We start from the raw sequence: 434 nt of genomic DNA, 5'->3' as shown, positions 1-434 counted from the left end.
AATCTGTTCTGTCAGTAGCGCAATTGATTATAGGGATGTTGACTATACTAAGCCTTGCGCGATTCTATTAGGTAATGAAAAGAAGGGCGTCAGTGATATCGCAGCGGCCAAGGTGGATCAGCATATTGTGATTCCGATGCTTGGTATGGTGGAGTCATTTAACGTATCGGTTGCCGCAGCCATTATTCTCGCTGAAGCGCAAAGGCAGCGGTCCTTGGCTGGGTCTTATGATCAGGTTCGTTTAGATGGTAAAACCTATCAGGAAACTTTCTTTCGCTGGGCGCACCCTAAAGTCGCTAGCTATTGCCACCAGAACAAACTTCCATATCCCGAAGTTAGTGAAGAGGACGGTGAGATAATAAACCCCTCACAATGGTATGCGAGTATCAGAGCTAAGCGTGATTCTGCTTCAGAATAAACTTTGAGCGATAAAA

The 434-nt window shown here is 45.4% G+C and carries 1 protein-coding gene; it reads left to right on the top strand.

Annotation, left to right across the window (positions count from 1 at the left end):
- Positions 1–418, top strand: a 418-nt coding sequence (locus A3729_RS10690) for a TrmH family RNA methyltransferase (RefSeq protein WP_304439716.1), incomplete at its 5' end; no start/stop codon positions are given.
- Positions 419–434: the final 16 nt, after the last annotated feature.

The sequence above is a fragment of the Oleiphilus sp. HI0043 genome (assembly GCF_001634935.1).
Note: the sequence above shows the minus strand (reverse complement) of the source record. Positions and strands in the feature narration are given on the sequence as shown.